Here is a 14,818-nt window from a genome sequence, read left to right as displayed (position 1 = left end):
ATTAATGAATCATAATTCAAAAATATTTGTAGCTGGTCATCGCGGAATGGTTGGAAGCGCCATCGTTAATGACTTAAAAAGTAAAGGTTATACTAATATTATAACCCGAACTTCAAGCGAACTAAATTTAATAGATCAAGCCAAAGTTGCTGAGTTTTTTGAAATCGAAAAACCGGAATATGTTTTTTTAGCGGCAGCCAAAGTTGGCGGCATTATTGCAAATAATACCTACAGAGCTGATTTTATCTATGAAAATATACTCATTCAAAGCAATGTGATCCATCACAGTTACAAATCAGGTGTTAAAAAACTTTTGTTTTTAGGATCAACTTGTATTTATCCTAAACTTGCACCGCAACCCTTGAAAGAAGACTATCTTTTGACAGGACTTCTTGAGGAAACTAATGAACCTTATGCAATAGCTAAAATCTCGGGTATAAAAATGTGTGATGCCTACAGATACCAATATGGTTGTAATTTTATATCTGTAATGCCAACCAATCTTTACGGATTTAACGACAATTATGATTTAGAAAATTCGCACGTTTTACCTGCTTTGATTAGAAAATTCCACGAAGCTAAAATCAATAATTCAGATAATGTAGTGGTTTGGGGAACAGGAACTCCTTTAAGAGAGTTTCTTCACGCAACAGATATGGCTAATGCTTGTGTCTATTTAATGGAACATTACAATGAAAAAGGTTTTGTTAACATTGGAACTGGCGTTGAGATTTCAATTAAGGATTTGGCTTATCTAATAAAAGATATTGTAGGATTTGAAGGAGATATTGTTTTTGATGAATCGAAACCCAATGGAACTCCAAGAAAACTTACCGATATTACTAAGCTTACCAATCTAGGTTGGAGATATTCTATTGAATTAAGAGAAGGAATCACCAAAGTATATAACGAGAAGTTTTTGGCTGTAAAATAAAGAATAATGACTAAAATATCTATTATTACCATTAATTACAACGACTTAGTTGGGTTAGAAAAAACCTATAATAGTGTTGTTAGTCAGTCAAATACAGACTTTGAATACATAGTTATTGATGGCGGAAGTACTGATGGAAGTAAAGAGTTTCTCGAGCAAAATTCAGATAAACTAGCTTATTTGATTTCAGAAAAAGATTCTGGAGTTTATAACGCTATGAACAAAGGAATCAAAGCTGCCAAAGGTGACTATGTTATGTTTTTAAATAGCAGAGATTTCTTAATCGATAACACCATAATTGATAAAGTAGCAAAGGATTTAGATGGAAATACAGCAATTTATTACGGAAATCTTATTTATAGCTTAAATGGAGTCAATACACAATTGTGGACACCGCCAAATACTTTATCGTTTACCTATTTTTTAAGTGATTCATTGCCGCATCCGTCAAGTTTTATTAAACGTGAGTTGTTTGATACGCATTTTTATTATTCTGAACATTTTAAGATCGTTTCCGATTGGGAGTTTTTCATTTATTGTATTTGTAAAATGAATGTTTCCTACAAACATTTAGATTTTGTTATTTCAAATTTTGATAATAGCGGAATGTCAAGTGTGAAGGAAAATCTGCTTAAAATTGAAGCAGAAAAACAACAAGTTTTCGAAACGCATTTTCCATTACTACTAGAAGATATTAAAGTTTTGAAAGATGGAAACTCGCAACGTTTTAAGCAATATCAAGCTATAAAAAGTAATAAATTTAAATTTACTTTACTAAAAGGATGGATGAGTTTGTTGCTTTTGTTTCAACCAAAAATAAAAATAAAAAGGTACATTACTAAAATCTAATTTTTAAATTCGGTAATGACTTTTTCATAATAGTTGACGGTTTCTTCAATCATTTTTTCTTGACTGAAACGTTCCATAATTGACTTTCTAGCATTTGATTTTATTCTATTTGCTTCATTTGTATCAGAAAATGTTTTTAGTATAACATCACAATATTCCTCAACGTTATCTACGATATAGCCATTTTCACCAGATGTAATTATTTCATTAAAAGAAGGAATATTTGAGGCAATAACAACCTTGCTTAATGCCATTGCTTCGCACAAAGCCAAGCCAAATGTTTCGCCTGTCGAAGGAAAAATTACGACTTCAGCTTGAGCTAATAAGGAAATAAGATTTTGTGTTTTTTGAAATCCATAAAATGTTACTTTGTCTTCAAGTTGATGTTCTTCAATTATTTTTTGAAGTGCTATTTTATGATTTTGATTTTCTGTTCCGATGAAATGTAGGCAAGTATTTGGTTCTGATTGAATGGTTTTAATCAAAATTTGTAGCGCAATATCAGCTCCTTTTTCATAGGCAACAGTTCCAAAATAAAATATGGATTTCGGAATTATTACTTGGTTTTCAGCTATTTTATAAACAGTTGTGTCAATGCCATTATAAATACGTTTGAAATTATTTATACCGAATAATTCGCGATTCATTTGTTCTGAAAACTCCGAAATAGAAATAATATTTTTAGCTTTCTTAAATGCTAATTTCTCACAATGTTTCTTTCCTGCTTCAACGCCTTTGTAGTTAAAAAAATGTTCTAACACCGAAAATGATCCGTGACATCTAACTACTAGAGGAAAAGAAGTATTTAGGTATAAATAAAGTCCTTCAAAATCGTGAGTTTCTAGAATATCAATTTCTAAATTATTTTTGTTTATAAAATTAGTAACTATTTTAGAAACATCTTTTTTTTCATATCTATGAATTTTGAAATGCAACCATTGCAAAAGAGGACTTTTTTTTGACAATGATCTGAAAAAATTTACAACTGGATTTCTTCTAAAAATGTTTTTCTTGAAACAAACAGTTACACCATTATCCACAAAATTAACCGACGATTTGTTAATACCAAGGACATAAACTTGGTGTTCTTTTTTAACCAATTCTCGTGCCATATTAGCCATAAAACTTCCTGTTCCGCCACACGTTGGTAATTTATCGTGCTTGTATTCTCTTGTTAAAAGTAAAATGGTCATTTTCTTTGTTGTTATTTAGTTTCAAAAATGGTATTTACCCAATTTTTTATGCTGTATTTTTCATAGATATCAGTTGGCAATTCTTCATAAGGTGAATTAAAAAAGGATTCTGGAATTGCCTCGGTGTCATTTTTCCATATAAAAATATTATTGGAATTATAAAAATCATAGTTTACAATATCTTCATTAGTAGTGATCAATTTTTTTCCTTTTCCCATAGCGTCAAATACTCTGAAAGTAAGACCTTTTTGAATCGTCTTCTGCACATCTAAGATGATTTTAGAATCGTGGTAGATTTTTTCACTTTCTTCAAATGGAATTGCTTTTCTGATGAATTCAATGCTATTTGATGGATGAATTTTTGCAGCATTTTCATTTTTTGTTTGTAAAAATACCTTTGCTGTTTTACCAAGTTTTTCTACCGAATTCAATATTTTTTTAATTAAATCAATACGTTCATCAAGAGTTCCAATAAAGAAAACATCGTTTTTTGGAGCAGGATTTCTTGTTGTATTAAAATAGAAATTGGTTAACTGTTTTAACTGATATTTTTCAACATCTTTAGGTTCAAAGCTGTATTTTACATCAAAAAAAGGCAACGTTCTTTCGTATCGCGGAATATTATCAAAGCTATCCCAAAAATAAACTGCTCTTTTTTTTGCGCGCTCAGTTACGTATTGCAATTCATCGTTAAGTAAAAAATCGGGACATATTACAAACAAAAAATCAAAATAATCATCTTTAGCAATTGTGCTAATTCGTTCTTTGCTCGCCCATATTTTTTTTAAATTTTTCTTTAAAAAAGTTTTGGCTAAAAAGTTTTGAATTTTTTGTAGAGAACTTTTGTATTGGTAATCTTCAAAAATTACTGACGTTAGTTCACAAGTGCTATCACTCTGTAGTTCCTTTTGAATTACCTTATAAATTCCGAAATAATCCGGACACATAAAAAGCACTTTCATTCGACAATTTGTTGTTTAGTTTTTAATGATTTTGAAAGCGGTGCGCCAGCAATAAGCACTTTTAACAAATACCAATATTTGGGTTTAAATAACGTACTGAAAAGGTAATTGATTCGTAAGTAATTCAATAAAAACCAGTAACTTAAATAACCATAATGCTTTCTAATAATATAAAGTAGAGAAATTTTTAGTTCAGTTTTTATAGTAATACTTTGTGGCGTACTCGCTCCGTGATAGTGAACATATTGTGCTTCCGGAATTAAATAACACGATTTTCCTATTTTTTCTAATCGCATACACAAATCGGTTTCTTCATAATAAAGAAATAGATTAGTGTCAAAACCGCCAACTTCGTTGAAATCTTTAGTTCTTGTAAACATAAAACTTCCTTGAACATAGTTTACTTTCTGAGGATTAGTATACTCTAATTTTCTTTTTGGATATTTATTCGGATTTGTTTTTTCAAGAAAATCTCTACCAAAAAGTTCTTTTGTTATAGACGCAAAATGATCAAATGCGACCATTCTTTTGCCTGTTTCTGTAAACGATTGACCACCAACCATAGCAATAGTTTCGTCTTTTTCAATAGCTGCTTTTAAAATAGAAAAACAATCATTTAAAAACAAAGTATCGTTGTTTACAAAAGCAACATAATTGGCTTTGGCATATTGATAGCCAGTCATATTTCCGGCGCCAAAACCAGTATTGATTTTACTTCTAACTAGTTGAAGATTTTTGAATGAATGTGAATTACAAAATTCTTCAAGTGATTTATAATCATCTAATTGACTACAATTATCAACAACAATTATTTGATAATTCAAACTTGTTGAGGTTTTGTTTACAATACTTTCAATGCATTCTTGTGTAAGTTTGCTAGAGTTGTAGTTTATGATTATGGCGGCTATATCAAACATTGGTTTTTGGTTTTATTAATCAATTTTTCTATAGAGCATCCAAAGTTGTAAATATCTTTTAAATACTGAGAAAGCGTGTACGTAAGCTAATATGAAACCTTCTTTTCCGTCAAGTATTCCCAAACGGAAGAAGTACTGCCACAAAAAGCGGTACAATGGTCTGAAAATAAAATGATAAGCGTTGGGTTTTCTTTTCTTGTTATACAGGTTTTCTGCTTGTAATTTGCTATATAAATTCAACTTATCATTATAGTTATCAAAATTCTTGTAGCTATAATGATTTAATTTGTTTTTCAATATTCCAATCGAACCGTTAGCTTTAACTTCTTCGTGAACCAAACCGTTGTATTGGCAAAACTTTTTGTTGAATAATCGAACAGCTTTATCGCTTTGCCATCCGCCAAAATGGATGTGTCTTCCCATAAAAAAGAAATTTCTTTTCACAAAAAAGGCCACATTTTCTCCAGGATTTGCAACAGTTTCTTGAATTTCGTTCTCTAGCTCTTTTGTTAAAATTTCATCGAGGTCAAAAAAAACAATCCAATCATTTTTAGCTTGACTAATAGCATAATTTCGTTGCTCCGAAAAGTTAGTAAATTTGCGTTCCATAACTTTTACACCGCAATTTTTTGCAATTTCTATAGTTGCATCACTACTTATTGAATCTACGAATAGGATTTCATCAGCAAAAGACAAGCTTTCAACATATCTTTTTACGTTAACTTCTTCATTAAAAGTAATGGCTAAGGCAGTTATTTTGGGTATAGCGTTATTTTCAGACATATAAATTGATGAAATATGAGACAAATATAATATTTTTACACCAATACTATTTCAAAATTATAATTGTGTCAAGATTACCCGTTTTAATGTACCACAATGTCACTCTAAACAATGAATTGAGTTTTGGATTGACGATTTCTGCAGCTAAGTTTGAAGAACAATTAGATTTTTTGAAAAAGAACAATTATACTACTTTGTTTGTGTCTGATTTAGAAGATGATAAAAATGTTTCTTCCAAATCAGTGGTGATTACATTTGATGATGTGACCGAAAATCAACTGTTGTATGCCTTGCCGTTATTGAAAAAGTATGATTGTAAAGCAACGTTTTTTATTCCGTTTTCTTATGTTGGAAAAAGCGATTTGTGGAATAATGGTTCTGAAAAAATTATGACAATTGAACAACTTAAAGCATTAGATGCATCGCTAATTGAGTTGGGTCATCATTCTTTTTACCACAAAAAATATACCGAGTTAGAGGAACAACAAGTGATTCTAGATTTAGAAAAATCATTCGATTATATTACTCAAAACGGTTTAACAGTTTATCCGTCATTAGCTTATCCTTATGGAAATTATCCCAAAAAAGGAATTCGAAAGGCATTGTTTTTTTCTACTTTAGAAAAGAACGGAATCAAAATGGCTTTCAGAATTGGAAATAGAGTAAATAATTTTCCGTTAAAAAATAAGTATGAAATTCATCGCATTGACGTCAAAGGACAAGATAGTTTGCTAAAATTCAAATGGAAATTAAAACTAGGAAAATTGAGTTTATTTTAAACTATTTAATGTTTCTTTCTAGCAACATCATTTTAACGTATCTTGAAAAAACACCATAGGCATTTATACTAGCTAAAGCCAATCCAGGAACACCATCAAGAAAACCTCTTTTAAGAATGTAAGAAGAGAAAAATCGGTACAAAGGTTTAAAAAACAGATGAAAAATGGTTACTTTTTTTCCTTTTTTAAGCGAAGTATTAGCCTGAAACCACGAGTAAGAATCTTTTTTCTTGATAAGATGAAACAAACCTTTGTAGGTGTAGTGAATCATAAAATTTTTTAAACTTCCAATGCTTCCTTCAACGTGTAATTTTTCGTGAACGTCACCAGTAAATTTTACATTTTTATTTTTAACCAATCGCACTACTTTATCCACTTTGTGATATAGAAAACGATTCATATAAAAATGCGGAAAACTCAGTTTATAACCTGCGTGTTTGCCTTGTTCTATAACGCTAACAATTTCGGTTTTTAATTTTTGAGAAACGCGTTCGTCGGCATCAATAAACAAAATCCAGTCACCAGTTGCATATGATATAGCGTGGTTTTTTTGATTTGAAAAGTTATCAAATTTTCGTTCCAAAACTTTGCAACCATATTCCAATGCTTTTTCTTTTGTTCCATCTTCACTAAAGGAATCTATGACTATAATTTCGTTGGCGAATTCCACTGACTTTAAAGCATCATCGATGTAGTCAATTTCATTGTAAGTGGGAATTATTACCGAAAGTGTAGTCATTAATTTTGCTTTTTAGTAAGCACAAATTTAATAAAATTAGGTTACCTTTGCCGAATTATGCAAAAGAATATTTCAGTAATAGTAGTAGTTAACAACAATTCAGAGTTGCTAAAAAAAGCAATTTGGAGTTATAATACTCAAGCTTTTAGAAATTTCGAAATGATAATAGTAAATCAAAATTATGATGAAACTATTTCAAAATCAATTACATCCATAGCGAAAGAAGTTTTTTTTCCTATAATTTATTTGGATAGCAATTCTGAAAATGCAAAGGAAGATTTTTTGAAAAATGCTGTTGAAAAATCGACAACAAATTACATTTTATTTACTACATCTGATTGTATTGCTAGACCAGATTTTGTAGAAGAACATATAAAAAATAGGGTAGAAGGTTGTTATTTAAACGGAAGTTTTATTTCAATTGATAAGTCGACAGAAACGGCAATTACTAAGGAAATTTTATATGCTTCGGATTGTTTCAATTTCAAATGGTTACAATCTAATGGACTGACTTTCGTAAAAAGTTTTAAAGCTTCTTACAGTGGTTTATGGAATACTTTTTTTGATATGATGTTCTCTAAAAATGATATTTCACTAGAAAATTTATCAGGTTGGAAGTCAGATTTTATGAAAATCAAAAATTTTAGTAATTTTAAAAATAGTGATTTCAATGCCATCGAGTTGAAATCAAAAAGTATTCGATGTAAAAGCGTACTTTTAAAACCAAAACAATAAGAAAAAGTTCCATTTGGATTGCAATCATTTTAAAAAGAATATTCTTTATATTTGGAAATAAATAAATCATCAATTCAAAAATAATTTTTGAAAAAATATGAAAATAACAGTAATAATTAGCACTTATAATGCGGAAGAATGGTTAGAAAAAGTACTAATTGGGTACAGTGTTCAAACCTACAAAGATTTTGATATCATTATTGCTGATGATGGTTCTAGACCTTCTACAAAAGAATTGATAGATTCTTATGCTAAAAATTATCCTGTGCCAATCAGACATTTATGGCACGAAGATTTAGGTTATAGAAGACAAGAAATATTAAATGTTGCTATTGTTGAAGCGGCGCACGATTATATTTTAATGACTGATGGTGATTGTATTCCGCGAAAAGATTTTGTTGAAGTACACGCTAATTTGGCTGAAAAAGGTAAATTTTTATCTGGTGGATATTGCAAATTGCCTATGAAAACAAGTAAAGCAATTTCGAAAGAAGATATCATTTCAGGAAGAAGTTTTAGCGTAAGCTGGTTAAAATCTATTGAATCATTAAATTTTTCAAATACCTTAAAATTAGGTGCTAATAGTTTGATAGGTAAATTTTTAGATATCATTTCGCCAACCACTCCTTCTTTCAATAATTGCAATTCATCGGGTTTTAAAGCCGATATGATTGCTATAAATGGATATGATGAACGAATGAAATATGGCGGACCAGATAGAGAATTTGGTGAACGTTTAGAAAATTATGGTGTAAAAGGGAAACAAATTAGACATAAAGCTATAGTTTTGCATTTAGACCATGCAAGAGGTTATAAAACACCAGAATCTTTAGCAGCCAATTTAGCAATAAGAAAAGAGGTTAGAGATAAAAAGATTGTTTGGACTAACTTTGGAATAAAAAAATAACAGATTTACACTATGCGAATATTAGTTACTGGAGCAGCTGGATTTATTGGATCACATTTATGTGAAAAGTTAGCTTCGTTGCAGCATGAAGTGTTTGGAATAGATAATTTCAATAACTATTATGACGTAAAACTAAAGGAACTAAACGTATCCGATTTAAAAAAAGTTGGTGTTAAGATTTATAGATTAGATTTAAATGATGATTTAAAATCAGTTTTTGAAAAACCTTTTGATTATATCTATCATTTAGCTGCGCAACCCGGAATATCGTCAGATACTTCTTTAAGTGATTATGTTACCAACAATATTTTCGCAACTCAAAATCTTTTAGAAAGTGTTTTAAACTATAATCCTGATTTAAAACTTTTTGTAAATATATCTACTTCATCGGTTTATGGCTCTGTTGCGACTGTTAATGAAGATGTAACTCCTAAACCAATTTCATTTTATGGAACGACCAAATTGGCAGCTGAGCAACTAGTTTTAGGACTAGAACGAACTAACAAACTAAAAGCTTGTTCCATAAGATTGTATTCTGTTTATGGACCAAGAGAACGTCCAGAAAAATTGTACACTAAATTGATTGATAATTTGTATCACGATCAAGCTTTTCCATTATTTGAAGGAAGTGTTAAACACGAAAGAAGTTTCACATTTGTTGGAGATATTGTTGAAGGTTTAGCCTCAATTATCGGCAACGAAGCTGTAGTAAATGGTGAAATCATAAATTTGGGAACCGATTTAGTGAATACAACCCAAGACGGAATAGCTATTGTTGAACAAATAATGAACAAAAAGTTGGTTATTGATAATAAACCGGCGCGAAAAGGTGACCAACAAAAAACTTCTGCTGTAATTGACAAAGCAGTAAAGTTGTTAAACTACAAACCTAAATCTACTCTTGCAGAAGGACTTCAAAAGCAAGTAGATTGGTATTTTGAAAAATTCGTAAAATAGTTAAAGATTATTTTTAAGAAAAATTTCTAAGTCTTTAATAATAATTTCTGGCGTTAATTCAAGATAAAATTCTCTTGGATTTTGCTCTATTTCTTTACGTTTTTCATAAGTAAAACCGTCATAAAGCTCTGGTTTAATGTCCAATAAATGAATGGAATGGTGCTTTATTCCATCTTCAAAACTCGCCCAATGCAATTTGTTTACATAAGGAGAAAAAATGGTAAAAGTTGGCTTCTGAAGTGCTTTTGCAATATGAACCGTTCCACCTTCATTAGCAACTAAAACATCGCATTGACTCATTAATTTGATAAAATCTCTAATGCTTGGCGCATAGATATCCAAAATTATATTTTCTTTAAATTGACACAGTTCATAAATGGCTAAGGCATCTTTTTTTTGATGTGGCGCATAATTGAATAGAAGGTATGCATCATAATTTTTAGCTATATAATCTATAATTGTCGCAACATATTCAAATGGCATCGATTTTTGTGGTGTACTTCCTAAAACACCTAACATTATTACTTTTTTATCAGTATAATTTTTGAGCCATTTCTCACTTTTTTCACTTTCTGAAAGAAATAATTTTGGTTCATAATCTATTGGTTCAAAATCGCCTGCATATTCTATTAAATGAACGCGATCTTCAATGGCTTTACCACAAAATTTAGTAGAAGATTGCAAACCTTCTGTTGGATGCGTGTAATAATTCCAATTGCCAAAGCGCTTGCGACTTTTGTGTCCGATGGTTTGCTTAGCACCACTAAATTTGCAAATTAATCTGCTTTGGGTTTTAGAATAAGGATCAAAAATAATATCGTAATGTTCTTTTCTAACTTCTTGAATAAACTTAAACAAATTCTTTAATTTTTTAAGCTCTTTTTCTTTAATTGCTATGATTTTATCGATGTTCGGATTTTGTTCTAAAACACCAGTTGTAAAATCATAAGCCATAAAATGCACTTCACTATCAGGATATTTTTTTTTAAAATTATTCGCTATCACAGATGCAATTAAGACATCTCCAATGCGCTTGTTTTGGATAATTAATATTTTCATTCTAGTGTAATTATGACATTTTATTAAAATTAAAATAGTTTTTGGTTTGTCTTTCAAAAACTATTTCTTGGTGCAAAGTACTATTTTTTATACTTTTAAACCAAAATATTATTTATAACCGTGAAGATTATCCTTAATCCAAAATACCGAAATGAAGAAAAAGCTATTATTCAATTAGTTACAAGCTTTTTTGAAGAAGGTAATCTCATCGTAAAAGGTTCTCGAAATACCATTAAGTCGAATTATTTAGGTAATGAGAAGGTAAATATTAAGTTTTTCAAGAAACCTGGAATTTTTAAATCAATTATTTATTCTTTTTTCAGAAGTACCAAAGCCAAGCGCTCTTTTGATTATGCCAACTATTTAATAGATCACGATATTCTTACACCTGAACCTATTGCTTATATCGAAGAACGTAGTAGTTTCGGATTATTAGGTGATAGTTTTTACATCTGTCAACAAATTGACTATGATTTTACAATAAGAGAATTAATTCACAATCCGTTGTTTGAAAATCGAAATGTTATCTTAGAACAATTTACTGAATTCACCTTTAAGATGCATCAAGCTCAAGTAAATTTTCTAGATCATTCTCCAGGAAATACTTTGATTGTTGCAAAAGGAACAAATCAATATGAATTTTATTTGATTGATTTAAATAGAATGAAATTTGAAGAATTATCGATTGAAAAACGAATGGATAATTTCAAAAAAATGTGGCTGTCTCGAACGATGATTAAAGTTGTCGCAAAAAAATATGCTGAATTAATTCAACAACCTAACGATAAAATTCACGCCATTTTATTGGAGAAAACATTGCAATTCAAGAGACGAATTACTAAAAAGAAATACCTCAAACTTAAACTAAAAAAATAAACTCCGAAATTGCTCCGGAGTTTATTTTATAATTTCATTGTTGATTAAACAGCTACATCATATTCTCTTAGCGCATCGTTTAATGATGTTTTTAAATCGGTAGATGCTTTTCTTTGTCCGATGATTAAAGCACACGGAACTTGAAAATCACCAGCAGCAAACTTCTTAGTATAACTTCCAGGAATTACCACTGATCTTGCCGGAACATAACCTTTATATTCTACAGGTTCACTTCCAGTTACATCTATAATTTTAGTAGAAGCTGTCAAACATACGTTGGCTCCAAGTACTGCTTCTTTTTCAACTCTTACACCTTCAACTACAATACATCTTGAACCAATAAAAGCGCCATCTTCAATAATAACTGGTGCAGCTTGTAGTGGTTCTAAAACACCTCCAATTCCAACACCACCAGAAAGATGAACATCTTTACCAATTTGAGCACAACTTCCTACGGTTGCCCAAGTATCAACCATCGTTCCTTCATCAACATAAGCGCCAATATTTACATAACTTGGCATCATAATAACACCTTTAGAAATATAAGCTCCATATCTAGCAACAGCTGGCGGAACAACACGAATACCTTTCTCTGCATAGCCTGTTTTTAACAACATTTTGTCGTGGTATTCAAAAATTCCAACTTCGTGCGTTTCCATTTTTTGAATCGGAAAATACATTACTACTGCTTTTTTTACCCATTCGTTTACTTGCCATCCTGTTTCAGTTGGTTCTGCTACACGAAGTTTTCCATTATCTAAAAGATGAATTACTTCTTTTATAGCATTTATAGTTGTTTCGTCTTTTAATAATTCTCGGTTTTCCCAAGCTTGTTCTATTGTTGATTGTATGTTTTGCATCGTTATTAATTTGCCACAAATATAGTTTAATAGGAATAAATTTTTTTAATAATTTTTTTGAAAAATCCTTTTTTACAGAAAAATAGTGTCATTAAGAGTAATTTTCATAAATCTTATTTCAAATGGTTAATGTACAGCTATTTAATTTTTTTTGAATAATAATTTACATTTTTTAAAATCACTATATAAACTTCGCTTGTAATTATGTAAGAGTAGTACTAGTAATAATTTCTAATTTTGTAATGTATAGTAAAAAAACCTATACCTTATATATTATGAAAAAAACATACATCATCTTAGCTCTTTCGTTTCTTGCATTAGTAAGTTGTAAAAACAAAGAAAATCAGTCATCTACAGCAGTTGAAACCGACCAACAAGCGGATACTACAACCACTGAAGTGGTACAAAATGAAGCAACTACATCAGATGCTGACACCACAGTAACCGATACTTCCAATGTTGAGTTGCTTGACAAAATGAAAACATCAACAAAAACGGTTGTAAATGATCCATCTAAAGGTAAATTTGCTTTAGCAGAAACCAACTGGAAACTTGTGGAGTTGAACGGAAAAGCGGTGACTAATACTTCTACTAAAGAATTTTTTATCAATCTTGATTCAAAGTCAGGAAAATTTAATGCTTTCGCAGGATGTAATGCTCTTAGAGGTTCATTTGTAATGAAAGCTGCAACTAAATTAGCATTTTCAAAAATTATTAGTACAAAAATGGCTTGTAAAGATTCTAAACTTGAAGCCGATTTTATCAAAGCTCTTGAAAAAGTAGATAATTATATGATCGAAGGTAAAGAATTGCACTTCCATAAAGCAAAAGGTGCTGCTTTAGCTAAGTTTGAAGCGGTTAAATAGTTTGATTTGAACTTCAAATTATTAATAATAGATTAGGTATTCTGCAAAGAGTACCTTTTTTTATTTTATTTCAGTTTGAAAAAATATTTCGCATAATTCAAAATCTTATCTTTGTAATAAAAATTAAATAATGCCAAGAATTTTAGCCATTGATTACGGATTAAAACGCACAGGAATCGCAGTTACTGACGAATTTCAAATTATTGCTTCAGGTTTAACTACAATTCCTTCTGAAACTGCTATTGCTTTTTTGAACGAATATTTTTCTAAAGAAAAAGTAGAAAAAGTAATTATTGGCGAACCTAAACAAATGAATGGCCAACCTTCTGAAAGTGCTGAAATTATAGAAAAATTTATTTCTAAATTCAAATCTCAATTTCCTGAAATGAAGTTAGATAGAGTTGACGAACGTTTTACTTCGAAAATGGCCTTTCAAACAATGATTGATAGCGGATTAAAAAAGAAGCAACGCCAAAATAAGGGTTTAATTGATGAAATTGCCGCTACTATTTTACTGCAAGATTATCTAATGCGATTTAAAATTACCTAAATAATCGGATTTTGATTAATGAAACCTTAAAATTCAATTCAAAATTATTTTTTTAATTACTTTTGCAAAAAATATGGATTCACTTATCTGAATTCAACAATCCAATTTCATAATGATTTTACCAATAGTTGGCTACGGCGATCCAGTATTAAGAAAAGTATGTGACGATATAACAGCGGAACATCCAAATTTGCAAGAGATTATTGCAAATATGTACGATACAATGTATAATGCCTATGGCGTAGGATTGGCCGCACCACAAATAGGTTTGGCGGTTAGATTATTTGTTATTGATACCGAACCTTTTAGTGATAGCGACGATTTGTCTAAAGAAGAACAAGAACAATTAAAAGGATTTAAACAAACATTTATCAACGCCAAAATGTTAAAAGAAGAAGGCGAAGAATGGGGATTTAATGAAGGTTGTTTGAGTATTCCTGATGTTCGTGAAGATGTTTATCGTCACGAAAAAATCACTTTAGAATACTTTGATGAAAATTTTAATAAAAAAACAGAAGTCTTTGATGGTCTAATTGCTAGAGTAATTCAACACGAATATGATCACATTGAAGGAATTCTTTTTACAGACAAAATTGCAATGTTAAAGAAGACTTTGATTAAGAAAAAATTGCAAAATATTATGGATGGAAAAGCACGTCCTGATTATAGAATGAGATTTTGCAACAAAAAAGGAAGATAATATAGCAGTTCTAAATTCCAATCCTTTCTCAAATTTCCAATAATTTACAGGATGATTCCAAATTCTAAAATAATAGAATGTTGTTAAAATTGGTATTTAGGTATTGATATTTGGAATTTTATTTAGTTATATTTGCCACCGCTTAAAATAAT

Annotated in this window: 17 protein-coding genes; 10 read left to right on the top strand and 7 right to left on the bottom strand. The window is 30.1% G+C overall.

Translation table 11 applies throughout. The features are described 5' to 3' along the window. Positions 1-4: 4 nt before the first annotated feature. A complete protein-coding gene (locus tag Q0050_RS03205; protein ID WP_298392564.1) occupies positions 5-934 on the top strand; it encodes a GDP-L-fucose synthase in 930 nt (309 codons plus the stop codon). Between the two features lie 6 nt (positions 935-940). Next, positions 941-1,783 carry a glycosyltransferase family 2 protein gene (locus tag Q0050_RS03200; protein WP_298392563.1) on the top strand — a complete coding sequence of 281 codons (843 nt, stop codon included), beginning with the start codon at positions 941-943 and terminating at the stop codon, positions 1,781-1,783. On the opposite strand, the gene Q0050_RS03195 is transcribed toward Q0050_RS03200, so the two are convergent. From Q0050_RS03195 to Q0050_RS03180, 4 genes are read right to left on the bottom strand one after another with little or no spacing between them, the layout of a single operon-like run. Further along, entirely contained in the window at positions 1,780-2,976 is a 1,197-nt protein-coding gene (locus tag Q0050_RS03195) for a glycosyltransferase family 4 protein (protein ID WP_298392562.1), read from the bottom strand. The two genes, Q0050_RS03200 and Q0050_RS03195, sit on opposite strands and share 4 nt — an antisense overlap. A gap of 11 nt (positions 2,977-2,987) precedes the next feature. After that, positions 2,988-3,938, bottom strand: coding sequence for a lipopolysaccharide core biosynthesis protein rfaS (locus Q0050_RS03190; protein WP_298392561.1), 951 nt, complete (start codon positions 3,936-3,938; stop codon positions 2,988-2,990). After that, complete coding sequence (locus tag Q0050_RS03185; RefSeq protein ID WP_298392560.1) at positions 3,935-4,855, bottom strand: glycosyltransferase family 2 protein; 921 nt, start codon at positions 4,853-4,855, stop codon at positions 3,935-3,937. The genes Q0050_RS03190 and Q0050_RS03185 overlap by 4 nt, the downstream gene beginning before the upstream one ends. 15 nt (positions 4,856-4,870) lie before the next feature. Next, entirely contained in the window at positions 4,871-5,638 is a 768-nt protein-coding gene (locus Q0050_RS03180; protein ID WP_298392559.1) for a glycosyltransferase family 2 protein, read from the bottom strand. Between the two features lie 65 nt (positions 5,639-5,703). On the opposite strand from Q0050_RS03180, the gene Q0050_RS03175 reads away from it, so the two are divergent. Then, on the top strand, positions 5,704-6,417 hold the full coding sequence (locus tag Q0050_RS03175) for a polysaccharide deacetylase family protein (RefSeq protein ID WP_298392558.1): 714 nt from the start codon (positions 5,704-5,706) through the stop codon (positions 6,415-6,417). A gap of 1 nt (position 6,418) precedes the next feature. Here the strand turns inward: Q0050_RS03175 and Q0050_RS03170 are convergent, their stop codons facing one another. Further along, positions 6,419-7,156, bottom strand: coding sequence for a glycosyltransferase family 2 protein (locus tag Q0050_RS03170; protein ID WP_298392557.1), 738 nt, complete (start codon positions 7,154-7,156; stop codon positions 6,419-6,421). A 57-nt stretch (positions 7,157-7,213) separates the two neighbouring features. On the opposite strand from Q0050_RS03170, the gene Q0050_RS03165 reads away from it, so the two are divergent. The 3 genes from Q0050_RS03165 (at position 7,214) to Q0050_RS03155 (ending at position 9,755) form a co-directional block, all read left to right on the top strand. Further along, the gene (locus Q0050_RS03165) at positions 7,214-7,891 is read left to right on the top strand and encodes a glycosyltransferase (protein WP_298392556.1); all 678 of its coding nucleotides are present in this window, start codon (positions 7,214-7,216) and stop codon (positions 7,889-7,891) included. 97 nt (positions 7,892-7,988) lie between these two features. Continuing rightward, a complete protein-coding gene (locus tag Q0050_RS03160; protein WP_298392555.1) occupies positions 7,989-8,798 on the top strand; it encodes a glycosyltransferase family 2 protein in 810 nt (269 codons plus the stop codon). A 12-nt stretch (positions 8,799-8,810) separates the two neighbouring features. Continuing rightward, entirely contained in the window at positions 8,811-9,755 is a 945-nt protein-coding gene (locus Q0050_RS03155; protein ID WP_298392554.1) for an NAD(P)-dependent oxidoreductase, read from the top strand. Here Q0050_RS03155 and Q0050_RS03150 read toward each other — a convergent pair whose 3' ends face one another. Beyond that, positions 9,756-10,814, bottom strand: coding sequence for a glycosyltransferase family 9 protein (locus Q0050_RS03150; protein ID WP_298392553.1), 1,059 nt, complete (start codon positions 10,812-10,814; stop codon positions 9,756-9,758). It abuts the gene before it with no gap. Positions 10,815-10,934: 120 nt separating this feature from the next. Here Q0050_RS03150 and Q0050_RS03145 point away from each other — a divergent pair, with 120 nt between their 5' ends. After that, the gene (locus tag Q0050_RS03145; RefSeq protein ID WP_298392552.1) at positions 10,935-11,690 is read left to right on the top strand and encodes a lipopolysaccharide kinase InaA family protein; all 756 of its coding nucleotides are present in this window, start codon (positions 10,935-10,937) and stop codon (positions 11,688-11,690) included. Positions 11,691-11,734: 44 nt separating this feature from the next. Here the strand turns inward: Q0050_RS03145 and Q0050_RS03140 are convergent, their stop codons facing one another. Then, entirely contained in the window at positions 11,735-12,550 is an 816-nt protein-coding gene (locus tag Q0050_RS03140; protein WP_298392551.1) for a 2,3,4,5-tetrahydropyridine-2,6-dicarboxylate N-succinyltransferase, read from the bottom strand. A gap of 275 nt (positions 12,551-12,825) precedes the next feature. On the opposite strand from Q0050_RS03140, the gene Q0050_RS03135 reads away from it, so the two are divergent. From Q0050_RS03135 to def, 3 genes are all read left to right on the top strand, one after another. After that, positions 12,826-13,416 (top strand): META domain-containing protein, encoded by a 591-nt coding sequence (locus Q0050_RS03135; protein WP_298392550.1) that lies wholly within the window; start codon positions 12,826-12,828, stop codon positions 13,414-13,416. A 130-nt stretch (positions 13,417-13,546) separates the two neighbouring features. Continuing rightward, positions 13,547-13,966 (top strand): Holliday junction resolvase RuvX, encoded by a 420-nt coding sequence (gene ruvX / locus Q0050_RS03130; protein ID WP_298392549.1) that lies wholly within the window; start codon positions 13,547-13,549, stop codon positions 13,964-13,966. Positions 13,967-14,078: 112 nt separating this feature from the next. Further along, positions 14,079-14,666: a peptide deformylase gene (gene def / locus Q0050_RS03125; protein ID WP_298392548.1), complete on the top strand. Its 588-nt coding sequence runs from the start codon at positions 14,079-14,081 to the stop codon at positions 14,664-14,666. The last annotated feature ends 152 nt before the right edge of the window (positions 14,667-14,818 follow it).

The sequence above is a fragment of the Flavobacterium sp. genome, assembly GCF_027483985.1.
GTDB lineage: Bacteria > Bacteroidota > Bacteroidia > Flavobacteriales > Flavobacteriaceae > Flavobacterium.
This window is presented reverse-complemented; position numbering and strand designations above follow the sequence as displayed.

Coding starts and splice junctions, on each gene's coding strand:
- Q0050_RS03205 (WP_298392564.1), top strand. CDS start 5: ATGAATCATAATTCAAAAATATTTGTAGCTGGTCATCGCGGAATGGTT.
- Q0050_RS03200 (WP_298392563.1), top strand. CDS start 941: ATGACTAAAATATCTATTATTACCATTAATTACAACGACTTAGTTGGG.
- Q0050_RS03195 (WP_298392562.1), bottom strand. CDS start 2,976: ATGACCATTTTACTTTTAACAAGAGAATACAAGCACGATAAATTACCA.
- Q0050_RS03190 (WP_298392561.1), bottom strand. CDS start 3,938: ATGAAAGTGCTTTTTATGTGTCCGGATTATTTCGGAATTTATAAGGTA.
- Q0050_RS03185 (WP_298392560.1), bottom strand. CDS start 4,855: ATGTTTGATATAGCCGCCATAATCATAAACTACAACTCTAGCAAACTT.
- Q0050_RS03180 (WP_298392559.1), bottom strand. CDS start 5,638: ATGTCTGAAAATAACGCTATACCCAAAATAACTGCCTTAGCCATTACT.
- Q0050_RS03170 (WP_298392557.1), bottom strand. CDS start 7,156: ATGACTACACTTTCGGTAATAATTCCCACTTACAATGAAATTGACTAC.
- Q0050_RS03165 (WP_298392556.1), top strand. CDS start 7,214: ATGCAAAAGAATATTTCAGTAATAGTAGTAGTTAACAACAATTCAGAG.
- Q0050_RS03160 (WP_298392555.1), top strand. CDS start 7,989: ATGAAAATAACAGTAATAATTAGCACTTATAATGCGGAAGAATGGTTA.
- Q0050_RS03155 (WP_298392554.1), top strand. CDS start 8,811: ATGCGAATATTAGTTACTGGAGCAGCTGGATTTATTGGATCACATTTA.
- Q0050_RS03150 (WP_298392553.1), bottom strand. CDS start 10,814: ATGAAAATATTAATTATCCAAAACAAGCGCATTGGAGATGTCTTAATT.
- Q0050_RS03140 (WP_298392551.1), bottom strand. CDS start 12,550: ATGCAAAACATACAATCAACAATAGAACAAGCTTGGGAAAACCGAGAA.
- Q0050_RS03135 (WP_298392550.1), top strand. CDS start 12,826: ATGAAAAAAACATACATCATCTTAGCTCTTTCGTTTCTTGCATTAGTA.
- ruvX (WP_298392549.1), top strand. CDS start 13,547: ATGCCAAGAATTTTAGCCATTGATTACGGATTAAAACGCACAGGAATC.
- def (WP_298392548.1), top strand. CDS start 14,079: ATGATTTTACCAATAGTTGGCTACGGCGATCCAGTATTAAGAAAAGTA.